The sequence below is a fragment of the Sphingomonas echinoides ATCC 14820 genome (assembly GCF_000241465.1).
GTDB lineage: Bacteria > Pseudomonadota > Alphaproteobacteria > Sphingomonadales > Sphingomonadaceae > Sphingomonas > Sphingomonas echinoides.
In genome coordinates this window covers 82,961-96,268 of record NZ_JH584236.1, presented here as the reverse complement: position 1 = coordinate 96,268, position 13,308 = coordinate 82,961, and the positions used below count along the sequence as shown (strand labels likewise).

At 66.7% G+C, this 13,308-nt stretch carries 16 protein-coding genes; 3 read left to right on the top strand and 13 right to left on the bottom strand.

Features of this window, described 5'->3' with window-relative positions; genetic code table 11:
- The 4 genes from ON00_RS21270 to ON00_RS18895 all read right to left on the bottom strand — a co-directional run.
- Positions 1-1,633, bottom strand: a 1,633-nt coding sequence (locus ON00_RS21270) for a hypothetical protein (protein WP_010408941.1), incomplete at its 3' end; no start/stop codon positions are given.
- Positions 1,634-3,178: 1,545 nt separating this feature from the next.
- Positions 3,179-4,384, bottom strand: coding sequence for a helicase HerA domain-containing protein (locus tag ON00_RS18905; RefSeq protein ID WP_010408937.1), 1,206 nt, complete (start codon positions 4,382-4,384; stop codon positions 3,179-3,181).
- Positions 4,385-4,400: 16 nt separating this feature from the next.
- On the bottom strand, positions 4,401-4,955 hold the full coding sequence (locus tag ON00_RS18900) for a hypothetical protein (protein ID WP_010408935.1): 555 nt from the start codon (positions 4,953-4,955) through the stop codon (positions 4,401-4,403).
- Positions 4,956-4,966: 11 nt separating this feature from the next.
- On the bottom strand, positions 4,967-5,635 hold the full coding sequence (locus tag ON00_RS18895) for a DUF7007 domain-containing protein (protein WP_010408933.1): 669 nt from the start codon (positions 5,633-5,635) through the stop codon (positions 4,967-4,969).
- A gap of 172 nt (positions 5,636-5,807) precedes the next feature.
- On the opposite strand from ON00_RS18895, the gene ON00_RS18890 reads away from it, so the two are divergent.
- Positions 5,808-5,990, top strand: a complete 183-nt coding sequence (locus tag ON00_RS18890) for a CsbD family protein (protein WP_010408931.1) — start codon at positions 5,808-5,810, stop codon at positions 5,988-5,990.
- Here the strand turns inward: ON00_RS18890 and ON00_RS18885 are convergent.
- Entirely contained in the window at positions 5,942-6,397 is a 456-nt protein-coding gene (locus tag ON00_RS18885; protein WP_154651467.1) for a hypothetical protein, read from the bottom strand. The genes ON00_RS18890 and ON00_RS18885 overlap by 49 nt on opposite strands.
- 43 nt (positions 6,398-6,440) lie before the next feature.
- Positions 6,441-7,748 carry a hypothetical protein gene (locus ON00_RS18880; RefSeq protein ID WP_010408929.1) on the bottom strand — a complete coding sequence of 436 codons (1,308 nt, stop codon included), beginning with the start codon at positions 7,746-7,748 and terminating at the stop codon, positions 6,441-6,443.
- A gap of 75 nt (positions 7,749-7,823) precedes the next feature.
- Between ON00_RS18880 and ON00_RS18875 the strand changes: the two genes are divergently transcribed.
- Positions 7,824-8,348, top strand: coding sequence for a hypothetical protein (locus ON00_RS18875; protein ID WP_010408927.1), 525 nt, complete (start codon positions 7,824-7,826; stop codon positions 8,346-8,348).
- 63 nt (positions 8,349-8,411) lie between these two features.
- On the opposite strand, the gene ON00_RS18870 is transcribed toward ON00_RS18875, so the two are convergent.
- From ON00_RS18870 to ON00_RS20735, 5 genes are read right to left on the bottom strand one after another with little or no spacing between them, the layout of a single operon-like run.
- Complete coding sequence (locus tag ON00_RS18870) at positions 8,412-8,930, bottom strand: thermonuclease family protein (protein ID WP_010408925.1); 519 nt, start codon at positions 8,928-8,930, stop codon at positions 8,412-8,414.
- Positions 8,927-9,172, bottom strand: a complete 246-nt coding sequence (locus ON00_RS18865; protein WP_010408921.1) for a hypothetical protein — start codon at positions 9,170-9,172, stop codon at positions 8,927-8,929. Before ON00_RS18865 ends, ON00_RS18870 begins: the two co-directional genes overlap by 4 nt.
- A complete protein-coding gene (locus tag ON00_RS18860) occupies positions 9,169-9,777 on the bottom strand; it encodes a DUF6927 domain-containing protein (RefSeq protein ID WP_231729971.1) in 609 nt (202 codons plus the stop codon). The genes ON00_RS18865 and ON00_RS18860 overlap by 4 nt, the downstream gene beginning before the upstream one ends.
- A gap of 52 nt (positions 9,778-9,829) precedes the next feature.
- Positions 9,830-10,474, bottom strand: coding sequence for a hypothetical protein (locus ON00_RS18855; protein WP_010408914.1), 645 nt, complete (start codon positions 10,472-10,474; stop codon positions 9,830-9,832).
- Between the two features lie 51 nt (positions 10,475-10,525).
- Positions 10,526-10,690: a hypothetical protein gene (locus ON00_RS20735; RefSeq protein WP_016510937.1), complete on the bottom strand. Its 165-nt coding sequence runs from the start codon at positions 10,688-10,690 to the stop codon at positions 10,526-10,528.
- An 85-nt stretch (positions 10,691-10,775) separates the two neighbouring features.
- Between ON00_RS20735 and ON00_RS18850 the strand changes: the two genes are divergently transcribed.
- The gene (locus tag ON00_RS18850) at positions 10,776-11,891 is read left to right on the top strand and encodes an IS110 family RNA-guided transposase (RefSeq protein ID WP_010408911.1); all 1,116 of its coding nucleotides are present in this window, start codon (positions 10,776-10,778) and stop codon (positions 11,889-11,891) included.
- 416 nt (positions 11,892-12,307) lie between these two features.
- On the opposite strand, the gene ON00_RS18845 is transcribed toward ON00_RS18850, so the two are convergent.
- Together ON00_RS18845 and ON00_RS18840 are read right to left on the bottom strand one after the other, a co-directional pair.
- The gene (locus tag ON00_RS18845) at positions 12,308-12,622 is read right to left on the bottom strand and encodes a DUF7673 family protein (RefSeq protein WP_010408907.1); all 315 of its coding nucleotides are present in this window, start codon (positions 12,620-12,622) and stop codon (positions 12,308-12,310) included.
- Positions 12,623-12,662: 40 nt separating this feature from the next.
- Entirely contained in the window at positions 12,663-13,154 is a 492-nt protein-coding gene (locus ON00_RS18840; protein WP_010408904.1) for a hypothetical protein, read from the bottom strand.
- Positions 13,155-13,308: the final 154 nt, after the last annotated feature.

Here is a 13,308-nt window from a genome sequence, read left to right as displayed (position 1 = left end):
ACATGTCGCGATCGATGACGACGGTGACCGTCCGGTCCTCGGGGACGAGGAAATAATGCCCCGCCAGCTTGTCGCGAATGCGGTTCTCAAGCGCGGCATCGTCGCCTTCGAGCAGGCCGATGATTCGTTCGGCGGCATCGGCCTGGAAGCGCTCGAGCTGCGTATCGTAGCTGTCGGCATCGCTGTCGTCGCTGGCATAGAAGATCGCGTTTTCGAGGATGTCGGCGACGCCGAGCGCGGTGATTTCGCTGCCCCGGCGGACGAAGACGGACGTCTCGTCGACCGAGTTGCACGACCATTGGTCGGGTGCGAAGGCGACATTCGCGTCGGTCGATACCTCGATGAATGCGCCGGCGTGGCTCATCGTCGCCTCGAGCGTGATAGCCTCGACCCAACCGTTTTCCGCCTCGGCGGGCGCTTCGCGGCTGTCGGAGACGATGAAGGTGCGGTCGCCCTGGGTGACGCGGAACCGCATATCCTCGACACGGGCGAGGATATCGTACCAGCCATAGCCCTTGAACGCGTCCTGGGCCTCGACCAGCGGACCACCGAACGGATTATGCTTCGCGATCGCCGCCTGCGCGGGTTGGCCGATCAGCGCATCGAAGTCGGGCATCAGCACCATGCCGGTGTCGGTCACGCGTGCGCCGCTCTCGTAGTTGCGTGAGCTGTCGGCCGCATAGGCGGTCCATGCGAACAGATAGGGCTCGGCTTCGGGTAGTGCGATACCGAGCGAGCGCGCCTCGCGCCAGTCATGCGCCGACAGCCGGTGCGTCCCCGCGGCCTCGATCGCGCGGTAGATCGCGAGCCGGACCGCATCGCGCAGGGCGGCGATGCCGGTGTTCTCGACCACTTCCTTGCGCGCCGGGAGGACGAGCTGGATTTGCGGCGCGTCGAAGATGTCGACCCGCGCGATCCAGTGGCCGCCCCGGTCGACTTCCTGAACATACGGCAGGTCGCACGGGATGGTCAGCCCGTGGAAGTTGAGGCGTCCGTCGCGCGAGGAATAATGCGAGGGGTGTTTCTGGAACACGCCGATTCGCACGCCGTACCATTCCTCGACATGGACCGCGTCCTTCAGCCAGTCCTCCTGCGGAAGGACCGCGCCGTTCCAGGTCACGGGAACCGGATAATGTTTGGCGGCGCGGGCCACGTCGCGCTCGAGCGTCTTCAGCCACTCGTCGGGCACGCGCACGGTGATCGCGGTGCCGCGCATGATCGGATCGGGTTCGATCGCGATCGGGCGGCTCGTCTCCCACGCCGAGGCCGGGATATGCGCCATCCAGCCCTGGCGGTCGGGTTTCGAGAAGGAGCGGATGATGACGTCGCGGCCTGCGAGGCTGAACACGCCCATGCCGGCGGGATCTTCGGCGCGGCGCGTCTCGTCGGACCAGCCCGAGCGGCCGAGCGTGACGATGCTCACCGGATCGGCGATGCCGTGGCCGTCATCGGTGATGTGCAGGAAGTGCTCGGCGCCGGCGCCGTTCAGCGCGAGCGCGACGCCGGTCGCACCGGCGCGGCGCGCGTTCTGGAGGAGTTCGCAGATGACGTCGAACGCGGTATTGTTGAACAGGCGCGTGACCTTGGCGATCGTCTCGGGGGCGACCGCGGTCGCGATGGTGGCGGGAATCATGGGAGTGCGCTCCTGGAAAAGGGCTCAGGCGTCCGTCACGCCTTCCCTCCCCGCTCCCTCTCTCCTTCATCGGCGCATCGGGCCGAGCCCTGGTCAGCCTGCCTTGCCGTCGCGGAACGCGCCGACCACGGTGCCCGCGTCCCAGTGACCGCTGAGGATACCGCGACGCGGGACCGAGTTGATCGCATAGCGCCGCGCCGCGAGGAGGCGGGCACGCCGGGTGTCGCGGTCGATCGGCGCGCCGGTTGCGATATCGCGGGCGAGGCGAAGCGGCGTCATGGCTTTTCCTCATCGATTGTGCCGGGGATGGCAACATGGTCGGTGACGCCCGTCCCGAAGGATCGAGCGCGATAATTTCGGCGAGCGTCCAGGGGGCTGCGCGGCGCGGGCGACGCGAGAAGCGAAGCTCGTGCTTTTCGGCATATTTGTGGACCGCTGGATATTTGCGGCCGATCGCTGCCGCAACATCAGGCAGCGCGACGCCGAAGTCGTGCGCGATGCGCAGCGCCCGGATCTCCTCTTCGGTCCATTTCCGGTGATAGCCGTGGACAAGGCCGAGGATGTTCGCGCGCGTGAACAGCGAAGCCTTGGTGCGACCCATCTTCGTCGCCAGGGCGTCCATCGGCATCGTGCCGTAAAGGTCGCGCAGCCTTTCCAGATCATTGTCGCTCCACACCGGCCCGCCCCGGAACCCGTCGCGGTTGGCATGTGTGCCGCGCAACCCGAGATAGTCGGCGCGCCAGCGGATAGAGCATTTCGTGCGGCCGAGCCTGGTCGTGAGCGGGGTCAGGCTTGCCCCGTCGGCATAGGCGCGGATGAGCAGTGTGTCTTCGTCAGGGGTCCAGTTGCGGCCCCATCCCCGGCCATAGCCGAGCTTGCGCAGGTGCGGCCCGAAGCCAGCCTTGGTCCTGCGCGGAAAGCCCTCTGTGGCGAGAATGTCGATGATCGCGATATAACGAAGCCCCTCCCCGGCCAGCGTCAGCGCCCGCGTCGCCTCGGCCTCGGTCCAGTCAGCGGGCTTGTTGGGATGGCGCAAACCGAGCGCGTTGGCACGGGTCGCGGTGCCGGACAGCGGGCGTCCGATCAGCGTGGCGATCTGTGCGATCGGGATCGCCTGCGCGTAGCCGGCGCGCAGCTGGGCATCCTCCCAGTCGCTCCATTTTGGAGGATTTCCTTCGGTCAGCCCGAGCACGCCCGCGCGGGCATAGACGCTGGTGCAGGCGCGGCCGAGATCTCCAGCGAGATCGGCCGTGGGGCGAAGGCCATATTCGCGGGTGAGCCATGCGTCTTCGTCGGTCGACCACGGACGCGACGAATTGCGGCGCAGGCCCAGTTTGGCGATCTTGTCGCGCACGCCGGCGCGGCCGCGACCGAGCGCGGCGACGATGTCGTCGATCGCGGCGTCGTCGCAGAACATGCGTTCGACCGTGGCGATCTCGTCGGGGGTCCAGGCATCGTGCCGGAACGGCATCTCGCGCAGGCGCCCGCACGGCTCGGGCAGCTTCGGACACGCGACCAGCTCGACGATATCGGGCGCGAGGTCGGTCACAGCGACACCACGGCGACGTCGCTCAGCCGCGCGCGCAGCCGTGCATGCAGGCGGGCGATGCGGTCGTCGCCCTTGGGCATGGTGTCGACCGCGGCGATCGCCGACAGGAGGTTGAGCGCGCGGTCGGTGCGCTCGGCGTCGAGCGACAGGTGCCGTGCGAGGTCGCGCGCGGTGCTGGCGTTGGGGGAGATGCGCTTCAGCGCGTCCATGATCGCGGCCGCGTCGGTCGCAGCGGGATCGAGCAGGAACGCGTCGAGCGCGCGCGTGCCCTTGAGGGCGATGGCGGGGCCGTGGTCCGCGACCTCGGCCAGGCCCGCGAGATCGAGCAGCTTCGCCGCCTCGTCGGCATCGACGGACGCGGCGGCACGCAGTTCCGGGGTCTTGCCGAGATGTTCGGTGATGGTGGGATCGATATGCGCCAGCACCGGGGTTGCCGACAGCGCCGGACCCATCGCGAAGAAATCGCCGGGGGCGAGGTTGCGCAGCAGGTCGGCGTCACGCGCGGGAAAGCCGAGCAGGTCGGCCGCGCGCGCGATGTCGCGGTCGAAGACGTTGAGCCCGACCAGCACGTTCTGCAGCTCGGACACGACCGAGGTGGAGAGCTTCGCGAGGCGCTGGGTGGCGATGACGGGGGCGAGACCGCGCTTGCGGCCGCGCGCGCACAGGTCGGTCAGGGTGGCGACGCCGAGCCGGCGGGCATCGGCATCGAGCGCGGAACCGGCGACATGCGGTGCGAGCAGATGGCCCTCGTCGATGCACACCAGCATGGTATGCGCCCAGTCCTCGCGCGGTGCGCCGACCAGGCCGGCAAAGAACGCGGCTGCCTTGATGATCCGCTGGTCGGGATCGAGGTCGGTGAGGTCGATGTGCATCGACAGCCGATGTCGCCGGCTGCGCGTCGCCGCGGCCGTCAGCCCGTCGGCGGTGAGTTCGACCGCGCGGATCGTGGTCGCGCCGATATGGCGGGCGAGGTTCTCGAATTCCCCCTCGGGGTCGACGATCGCAAGCGTCGTATAGTCGAACGCCTCCTCGATGATCCGGCGCAAGGTCCTGCTCTTGCCCGCCCCGGAGCTGCCCTGGATGAGCAGGCGTCCGGCAAGCAGGCGATCGAGGTCGAGGCTGAGCGTGCCGGTCGAATGATGGCCGAGCGGTACGCGATTGTCCGCGGCCTCGGGCGCGCGAATCGGGGTGACACAGGTCATGGCGTGGTCCTCCGGGTCAGGCGGCGTCGGCATCAGGGGGCGCCGGATCGTTGGCTGGGATGGCGGGAGCGTCGGGATCGGGAGCGGGCGCACCATCGAGCGTCCGCCATTCGAGCATGTCGTCGCTTTCGCGCTCGCAGTCCTGGCAGGTGGTGGAATCGTAGGTGCTGAGCAGCACCCAGGCCTGTTCGGGCTCATCCCAGGCCGCGACGGCGTCCTTGGTGACGTTGTCGCTGCCGCAGTCGTCGCACACCGGCTTGACCCGGGAGGCGGCAGGCGAGCACAAGCGATCCCCGGTGCAGATCGACCAGTCACCGTAGAATTTGCCGTCGTAGGGCAAGCAGTCGCCGGCGAGCTGAATGGCGTGTTCGCCGTAGCCGTCGTGGAAATGAATTTCCGTATCCGGGAAGAACTTTTCCAGGATCGCCTCCGCGCCGCGGATCTTCACCTCGCTGCCGTAGGTGGTATGGACATAGTCGAGCGGGCCGATCGCGGGGCCTTCGCAGCCCCAGCTTTCGACGTCCTCGTCGGGCGTGGCGCGGCCGTGGAACAGATAGAGATAGACACTCATGGCGTGTCCTTTCAGCTGGTTGGGAGGAGATGCGCGAGCGCGCTCGCGTCGACCTGCTTGGAGATCGGAGCGGTGCTCTCGACGCGGACCGCGCCGAGACTCTGGAACGTCTCCGGCATCTGGCGGCGTTCGTAGCGATCCTTGTCGACGAGACCGTGGATCGGCTCGCCTTCGTGGCGCGCGAAGCCGAGCGCATCGACGCTGACGACACGGCGGAAGACGCAGCCGACCTTGCCCTCGGGCACCCAGTCCGCCCAGGAACCTGAGGCCGAGACGCTTTCATACTGGCCGATGACCGCCTGATAGGCGGCGCGGCGGCGAACGACATGGCTGTCGTGGATCGACACCTCCTCGCCGGTCAGCGCGGTCCAGCGATCGGGATGCCAGCAGCGGACCGAGCGGCGCGCATTCTCGACCTGCAGGGCGATGCCGGGAATGGGCAGGCGGCGAAACTCGCTGCCAAAGCCGTACAGCACCAGCGCATAATCGACGTCTTCCTCATAGAAGGGATCGTCGCGGCGCAGCGCGTCGGGCATCGCGGCCTGGCGTTCGTCCGACAGGACATAGCCGCCATGACTGGGCGTCCACACGCGCCAGATACCGGGGAGCACCTGGTCGGCGCGATCGGGCGCGTCCCAGGGGGTCGTGTCGGGCTGGGGGCTGGGCTGGAACGGGGTCATCTGTCGTCTCCCTCAATGGAATCGACAGATCCCCTCCCTCTCTCCTTCATCCGGTCGCCCGGATTGCCGGCGGCGGGCAGGACCGATCATGGTGCAGCCGTGGGGGGCAGCGCGGAACGCGGCCACGCGCAAATTGTTATCTATCCCGACAATTCACGACAGGAGATCAATCATGGGCGAAGCGACTGACAAGCTGAAGGCGGCGGGTAACAAGCTGGCCGGCAACGTCAAGGAAGGCATCGGCAAGGCGACCGACAATGCGAGCCTCGAAGCCGAGGGCAAGGCCCAGAAGCTGAAGGGGTCCGCTCAGGACGTGAAGGGTTCGGTCAAGGGCACGCTCGGCGACGACATCTGACGCTCGACCTTCGATGACACAATCGGGCCGCTTCGGGAAACCGGGGCGGCCTTTTCCTTGCGCGGCGAGAATGCGGGATTTCGAGCGCCACCTTTGAAGATCGGCTTGAGACTGCGCGGGCGATCGGCGAGCCGCGCCGCGACCACGGTCATCCAGATCGCATCGCACCCCGTCGACGGCCTCGCGCCCCGTGCCTGATTGCAGCGCAGATGCTTCAGCAGGCCGTTCGACAGTAATCGTCGTCCACCCGCGCTGCGCAGCGTGACATGGTCGAATGTCGGGTAATCGGGATGATAGCGGACGAGGTGCCGGGGACTCGGCAGGGGCATTCCGCATCCGGCGCATAGCGACGACTGCGCCCAGCGCAGGATCCGCCGCTGGTTTCTGGCCTGGGTGGTCGATGCCATGACGCGAGGATGATGGCCCTCGATTAAATTCCTGTGAACGACGTCATCCGATGTGCAGCTGGTCGAGCACGGCGGCCTCGAGCCTGTCACCTTCGAGATCCTCGGCATGGATCGTCACGACGGGGGCGATCTCGCGCAGCTTTTCGACCTGACGCAGTTTCAACCCGAGCGTGTCGGCGTCATCGCCGGTGACGACTTCGAGTGCCGCCTCGATCACCTCGCCGGTGGTGAAGTCGCGCAGGTCGAGAAGAAGGTCTGGACGCATCTCCCCGATCAACGTCGCGATATCGAACAGGAGCCGTTTGAAGCCGACGCCGATGCCGCGCCGGCGAAGCCGGTACTGGAGATCGAGCAGGCCGACGATCGTCTTGCGCTCGGCGAGATTGTGGATCGCGACAAAGTTGGCGGGGCGCGCGATCGGCTGCGCATAGGCGCGCAGGCAGGCATAGCCCTCACGCGGGTTGTGCTCGCCGACGACGGCCAGGACCAGATAGGGTGGCCCGATGTGGCGCTGGTGGACGCCGATGTGGCGGATGCGGTTCTTGACGATCAACTCGCGCCCTTCGGCAAGCGTGATGGTCGAGCCGGAGACGTCGATCGCATAGAGCAGGAGGAAGGCCTGCGGGGCGTGCTCGGTCGGCCATTTCTTCGCCGCTTCGCGCAGTTTCGCGAATACGATGCCGCGTTCGTAGGGGTCGATGTGGGTGTAGAGATGGCGCGCGAGCGGGATACCCGGTGCGATCTGGACCCGTTCGGCCGCGGCGCGCATCGCCGCGAATTCGCTCGCCATCGACGTGGTGCGCGGCTCGCCGACCTCAAGCGGCTCGACGACGTTGACCTGCGCCATTTCCATCAGCTGCCACAGCAGCCGCGCGAGGCGCGGGATCGCGACGCCGCGGGTGCGATCGTCGGGTTCGCTGTCGTCGGGCAGCTGCGCCAGTTTCTCGGGGGCGAGCCGGTGCGCCGAGAACAGCCCGTCCGGCTCGTTGATCGTGCGCGGGGTGGCGGTCGCTTTCTCGCGGATGCGGGGCGGTGCCTGCTCGCGGAAGAAGGGGCAGTCGACGTCATGCTCGGGGCGACGCTGGCGGATACTGGTAAGGCGTCGCAGGTAATAGGTTTCGGCTTCGGAGAGATAGGCCGGCGAGAGTAGCGGCGGGTCCGTCCCCTCCCCCAGGCAGTCGCAGGCGATCCACTGGTGATGGTCGCGTGCCTTGACCACCATGATGACCGACGCGCGGTGATCGCTGTCCTCGCCTTCGCCGGTATACCAGCGCACCAGCGCCTCGCGCACCACGTCGGGGACGGGCGAGCGGGAGGTTAGACCCCGGGTATCGCGCGGGACGAGCCACATGGTGGTGATGCTACTCCATAATGCTTGCCTTGTCGCCTTTGTTCACGTTACGTTCAATGAACAAAGGAGCTGGCCATGAAGCGTTCGGAATTTATCGGAGAGTTCGACCTCGACGCGGTGCTCACCGAATTGTCGGTCGATCTGGATATTCGCGTCACCCGGCGCATGCTCGCCGGAGCGTGCATCGGCAGCAATCCGGAGGATGCGTATCTCTCGGCGCGCGAGTTGCGGGAATCGCTCGAATGGATTCATGTGGGCGAGAACGAGGGCAAGGTCAAGCTGACCACGATCCTCAGCACCGCGTGCGACGATTTCCAGCGGTGCCTCTATTATTGCGTCGCCGGCAAGGGCGTCGTGACCATGCTCGACGATCTCGTCTGGCTGGAGAAGCTGCTGGAGGCGCGCGGTCGCATCGCCGGGCACATCTACCGCAACAAGCTGCCGGTGAAGCCGCTGGTCAACCCGTATGTCGCGGCCGAGCCGGACGGTCCGCTGGGCCGGTTCGACCCGGCGTTCGCGATCGGCGCGTCCTGGTCGCATGACCCGGGACCCGATTACGATTCCGACGATCGTGGCCCCGGTCCGAAGCTCAAGGGCTGACGACAAAAGAAAAGGCGGTTCGGCAAGGGAGCATGCCGGACCGCCTCTTCCAAGGGGGGGATATCAATAACGCGCCTCGCACGCGAGGCGTTCCCCGCGCCGCCAGCGCGCCGGATCGATGAATTCCCCCGCATAGGCACCGCGACCCGCTGACCGGGCCTGTTCTGCCGCGGCGACATAGCGCGCGGCGCGTTGCGGATCGCCGCGCAGATATTGCGTCGCCGGCACCGCCAGACCCTGCAAAATGAGTTGCTCGCCCAGGTCGTAGCCGTCGACCGTCACGATGGCGATCGGGCGGCCATAGCTGCTCGCGCCGGTCATGCGGATCGTGGCGACACCGCTCTTGAGGATACGCGAGGCGGAATCCTGAGCAAACTTGCCGCATGGATAGCAGGCACCGTCCTTCGAGCACATCTGCTTGCGCTCGAAGGCGTCGGCCCCCGACAGGCGGAAATCGACCGAAACCGTGTCGCCGTCGATCGCCCGCCCCTCGCCGGTGATCGTCGCACCGTCGTGGCCCTGGGGTGCCCCTGCCCCGCAGGCGGCGAGCGCGGCGATGCCGAGGAGCAGCGCGCCCCTCATGCGTAGCGCAATTCGACTTCGACGTTCGGCCCGTCGACGATGACCGGGAGGACGCGGAAGGGTTGCAGCGGATCGCCGGTGCGCACGATCGAGACCTGGCGTGCGCCGGCATCGAACATCCGCATGGCGATGCGCTGGGCATGGGCGCGGCTGCAGAGCTGCGACCGCTTCGGGCTGGGTGTGACGGGCGGATACGGGGCGGACATGGCGATGATCCTGACGTGGGGGATGTCGGCGATCAACCGAACACCGTCTTGTGGACGCGAGTTTCGGGCTTGGGCGGCACGAGTGTCCACGCCCATTTGCGAAGGTTACCGATCCGATATTTCGGGTAGCTGTTGCCGGGGATCGCGAGCGAGATCTTGCGGCCGCGCTTGTGGACGATGAACTCGTCTCCCTCATAGCCGTCAACGAAGGTGACCTTGCTCGGCAAGCGGATGTGCATGCCGTGTTCGAGCGGGCGTACCGGGGTCGCGAGCCGCTCGAGGCAGCGTCGGCGCCAGTCGAGCGCACCGGGATCGTCGGTATCGCCGAGCAGCGAGAGGATGCGCTCGGGGCATTCGGCCTCGCAAGGCCCGGCGTGTTCGGTCATATCCTTGTAGGCGAACACGAATCCGTCCTTGGCCCGCGGATTCCAGCTGACCAGGCAGACGGCCGCGAAGGCGGGTTCGTCGGTGCCGTCGGTCGACGGCACCACGGCCGCGTACCAGACCTTGTTGCGCAGGCAGGAAGAGGCGATGACGCGCAGCGCCTTGCCCTTCCCGTCGGCATCGCGGTTGTCGTAGGTGAATTGCGCGTCGAGATAGGCTTTGGGGCCTGTGTGCGGGAACATCGACGACAGCGGCATGCTTAGCCAGCCCATGATGGCGGTCCTTTCGCGTGTGTGGACGGGTGATCGATCAGCCGAACAGGCTGACCGGCTCGGCGACCGGCGGTGTGAGCCGCAATTCCTTGCGCAGCCGCACGGCGAACCGCTCGGGCGCGAGCAGGTCGCGGATCGAGGCGTAGCAGTCGCGCTCCCCGAGGTGATCGTGACGACCGCTGACGCGGCGGTAGATGACCTCGCGGTCGGCCATGGTGCCGTGGAGCGATAGCTGCATCCACAGCTCCTCGCCGTGGAGGGTGATCTCGCCGGACCGGGAGGCGTGGCTGCGGTTCGAGCGAAGGTCGTAGTGCGCGGGGTCGAGCCCCAGCGTTTCGGCGAGCCGGCGCAGCGCCTTGCGTCCGTCGCTGTGGAAGCGATCCTTGGCGGCCGCATCGTGCGCGACGCCGCGCACCGCGAGCGTCAGCAGCGCCGGGTGCTGTCGCAGCTCGGCGATACGGTCCATGCAGCGCCGCTTGAGGAGCGCGTCTTCGGACTGCCGCGCGGTGACGCTTGCGAGATGGCGGGCGAGCAGGATGACCGCGGGATCGGTCTCGAAGGCGATGCCGGCGTTGCGGCAGTCGTCGATCGCGCGGGTGATGGCGTGAAGGCTTGCTCCAATCGTGACCAGCGCGCTCGGGTCGAGCGCCTGCTGGTGGCGGAAGGCGACATCGTAGGGCATGAGCGATCTCCCGAGCGCCTCACGCGCTCAGAAATTCGCTCCCCCTCCCCTTCACGATAACCAGTTACGTAATTGCTCCGGTATTTCAGGATCGATGTCCTCGCCCGGTTGCATAGGCCGCAGACCCTGCTCCGCATCGACCGCGGCCTGCAGATGACAGGCGGCAACGGTCGCTCCGTCGTCGGTCGCGTCATAAAGCGCGAGCGCCTGCCGCATTAGCGCGAGACCCCATGACTGCCGGAGCTTTGGAGGCTCGAATCTGAGATGCTGACGATGGATCTGTCAGCAACGGAGATGAGTCATGACGGAGGCAGTAAAATACGTTGGTCTGGACGTTCATAAGGAAACCATCGCGGTCGCGGTTGCCGACGGGGAGCGCGGAGGCGAGGTGCGTTTCGTCGGCACGGTCGCCAATGACGACGATGCGATCAGGAAACTGGTCAAACGGCTGATAGGGCCGGGCGTGACATTGAACGTCTGCTACGAGGCTGGCCCTTGCGGCTATGGGCTCCATCGGCTGCTGACGAAACTGGGACAGAGCTCCATCGTCATCGCCCCCTCGATGATGCCGCGGCGTCCAGGCGACCACGTGAAAACGGACCGGCGTGACGCGATGACGCTGGCGCGGCTGCTACGCGCCGGCGAACTCACCGCCATCTGGGTGCCAGACGAGGCGCACGAGGCGGTACGCGACCTCATTCGCGCCCGGCGCAGCGCACAGGAGGATGCCATTGGGGCCAAGCAGACTGTGCGAAGCTTCTTGCTTCGGCATGATCGTCGTTTTGGCGGCAAGGCGGCCTGGACGAAGATGTACTCGCGGTGGTTGTCCGAACAGCGGTTCGATTTTCCTCATCAGCAACTGGCATTCCAGGAGATGCAGAAGCGGGTGCTGGAAGCGCAGGCGCGGGTTGGAAGGCTGGAGGCGGCGCTGGCCGAAGCGGTGGATGCATGGTGCTTCGCGCCGCTGGTCCGCAATCTACAGGTCCTGCGCGGCATCAGGCTGGTCAGCGCCGCGACGCTGGTCGCCGAGGTCGGCGATCTCACCCGCTTCGACAATCCCAAGCAGTTGATGGCGTATGTCGGCCTGGTGCCGTCCGAGCACTCCAGCGGTGCCCGGACCAAGCGGGGCCGGATCACCCGCGCGGGCAACGCGCAGGCACGCACCATGCTGATCGAGGCTGGCTGGTCGTATCGACTGCCTGCTCGCGAGGAGCGACGCTACCGTGAGCGGGTCATCGACTTGCCCGAAGACATCCAGGCGATCGGGTGGAAAGCGCAGGTTCGCCTGTGTCAGCGCTACCGTCGCCTGGCAGCCACCGGCAAACCGCAGCCGAAGGTGACCACTGCGATCGCGCGTGAACTGGTCGGCTATGCCTGGGACATTGCACGTCGGGTGTCACCGGCGGTGGCTGGCTGATCCACGCACAACGATCACGAGAGGAGGCGCCAGCGCACCAACTGCATAGCCTTGGCCGGCGTGCCGCGGGCACCCGACTGTGATGGGCAATCCACGGTGTACGGTGGGGCAGGTTCGTCCGACGCCCGAACTTAGACGGAGGATAGGCCCAGCGACGGATACGGGTAGTGCGGTAACCAACCCGCGGATGAGAGCGTGATCAATCGTCGTCGATCAGGCGTCCGCGGCACACCCGCCAAGGTCAATGCGAACGCTGGTCTTGCGGTCAGCGAAGGAGTAAACTCGGCCAGCGTCTCGGATGGCAGTCATGAGAGCCGTATATTATCGCTCATGCCAGTCTCCCACTACGGTCTGCCGCCATGATTGCGTTCGGGGCAAACGAAAGCAGGCCCATAATGGTTGTAACGGCCGTGCGCTCATCGCAGCCTCCATCGGCCGACAAGGTCGACCATTGCGTCACGATAGCCCCACGCATCGGGATAGATCGCAGGCTCCTGCGCGAGCCAGGCCATGACAATTAGCATGTCCTCGGAAATGATCGCGTCGCAGTTGCTGAGGTGGAGGATGGGGAAGTGGCCGTTGTCGTCACCATTCCACCACGCCAGCAGGAAGTCCGCGACGCGCGCGGCCTGCCCGGTATCGGACGAGGCGACATCCACGAGGCGGCCGATCGCGGCGCCGACCTCGTCGAAGGCGAGTGCGCGGATGAGGGGGCGGCGTTGCGGTTGCATGGTGCGTATCCTGTCCTATCGGGTGGAAGCTGTCATGCGATCAGGATGGGGCGTGCTTCCCGGCCTGGGCGATCATCACGGCGACCGCCTCGTCGAGCGCGGCGTCATCGCCGTTGACCATGCGCGCCGACGGGGTGAGGCGTTGCACGCCGGCGAACACGATGGCGGGTGTCCTGGCCTTGAGCCGATAGCAGAACACCTGGTCGCCCTCGATCGTCACCAGCTTCGTCCGGCATTGCCGGCGCAGCCGCTTCGCCTCCTCGATCCGGGTGATGAGCGCCGCCACCTCGAATTCGAGGCAGTGCGGCATGACGCTGTCGCCGAGCCGCGAGACGGGCCGGTTGGCGGCGAGCCAGGCATCGACCGCCTGTTCGGTGACGCTGCCGACGGCATGGTAATCGTCCGCGGCGCCATGACCGCGGTTCGAGGCGAGGAAGGCGCGCTGCCCATCGATCCAGATCTCGGCCGAGTAGCAGGTCGTTTCCTCGGACAAAGCGTCGACCACCTTCAGCTTGCGCAATTCGATGTGCATGGTGCGATCTCCAGGTCATGCTGCGAGGGCTTCGGGTTGGTCGATCCCGGGCGCGCCACCCGCGGCGGCGTTATGGAGCCAGGTCACCGCCTGCTCGGCTTTCGCCGCGGCCTTGATGATCGCGCTTGAATCGCCCTTCAGGATCTTCAGTAAT